The sequence below is a fragment of the Mycobacterium sp. 1245852.3 genome (genome assembly GCF_001669335.1).
GTDB classification, from domain to species: domain Bacteria; phylum Actinomycetota; class Actinomycetes; order Mycobacteriales; family Mycobacteriaceae; genus Mycobacterium; species Mycobacterium europaeum_A.
Map to the genome: position 1 here is coordinate 1 of NZ_LZLL01000062.1, position 1,318 is coordinate 1,318.

At 68.4% G+C, this 1,318-nt stretch carries 2 protein-coding genes; one reads left to right on the forward strand and one right to left on the reverse strand.

Annotated features, from left to right (window positions below):
* On the reverse strand, positions 1-415 hold a 415-nt coding region (locus A9W96_RS02775), incomplete at its 3' end, for a CsbD family protein (protein WP_067137813.1).
* Positions 416-633: 218 nt separating this feature from the next.
* Here A9W96_RS02775 and A9W96_RS02780 point away from each other — a divergent pair.
* The gene (locus A9W96_RS02780; RefSeq protein WP_066863105.1) at positions 634-1,182 is read left to right on the forward strand and encodes a thioredoxin family protein; all 549 of its coding nucleotides are present in this window, start codon (positions 634-636) and stop codon (positions 1,180-1,182) included.
* Positions 1,183-1,318 lie beyond the last annotated feature (136 nt).

Below are 1,318 nucleotides of genomic sequence, written 5' to 3' on the forward strand. Positions count from 1 at the left end.
CCGCGCGCTCTTCGGCCTTGGCTTGCTGGATCTCGCGCTGCGCGTCCACCTCGGCCTGGGTCTTCGCGGCGGTGGCCTGCTGAAGGGCCGCGCGGTCGGCCGCGCGCTTCTGCGCGGCCTCCTGGGCCTCGATCGAGTTCTCGGCGGCGACGGCCTGGGCGTTCGCCGCCAGGCGTTGCTGGGCGCCTTCGACCCTGGCCTCGGCCGCGTCCTCCTGCGCCTGCTTGACCTGGGCTTCTGCCACGGCCTCCGCCGCGTTCGCTTCCTTGCGCTCATGCGCCTGGGTCTGCTCGAGTTGGCCCTCGGCGGTCAGCGATTCGTTGCCCGTAACAGCGCCGACGACCTCTTTTGCCTTGCCTTTGACCGAGTCGATCAGGCCCCTGCGCGCTTCGTCGGCCTTATTGTGCTCACTCATCGAAATACTCCTTGAGGGTTGGCCAAGAACGTTCGTTCGTGCCACGGTGTGTGATTCCACGGACGGGGCCGCTCAAACATCGGCGTGTCCGGGGTCATGCGCAATCAAGCGGCCCGAGCGCGGGTATTGGTGATGAATTGCCAAGCGCCATTAGATGTTTCGTGTGGATCGCCCGGTGTCATGCGTGATCCCAACAAAAGGGCGATACCCTGGCCCGCATGGCCATCGAGTCCACCATGCTCGCCCTGGGCACTGTCGCGCCGGATTTCACGCTGCCCGAGCCGGCCACCGGCCGCACGCTGCGCCGCGACGACCTGTCGGGGCCGGCCCTGGTCGTCACCTTCATCTGCAACCACTGCCCGTATGTGAAGCACGTCGCCGACGGGCTTGCCGCGCTGGGGCGTGACCTCGCCGAGCAGGGCGTTGCAATGGTGGGCATTTCGAGCAATGACGTGGCCACCTACCCGCAGGACGGCCCCGAGCAGATGGTCGCGGAGGCCCGCCACCACGGCTGGACCTTCCCCTACCTGTACGACGAAACCCAAGACGTCGCCCGCGCCTTCTCGGCCGCGTGCACGCCCGACACGTTCGTGTTCGACGGCGACCGCCGGCTGGTCTATCGCGGCCAGCTCGACGATTCGCGACCCGGCAACGGCCGGCCGGTCACCGCCGCGGACGTCCGTGCCGCCGTCGACGCGGTGCTGGCCGGGCGACCGGTGAGCCCCGAGCAGCGTCCGTCGATCGGATGCGGCATCAAATGGCGCTGAGGCGCGGTTAACAGCGGCGATTGCGGGTAGCTGGGCCCTTGAGCGGGTCGCCGAGGCCTACCGCGCCATGGACGAGCGTCGCGCCATTCAAGACCTTCCTGCAACCCTAGGTGAGGTCGGTCACTGACCCGGCCGG

What these genes read in the sequence shown, in the direction of transcription:
- A9W96_RS02780 (WP_066863105.1), top strand. Translation starts at nt 634, where the DNA reads ATGGCCATCGAGTCCACCATGCTCGCCCTGGGCACTGTCGCGCCGGAT.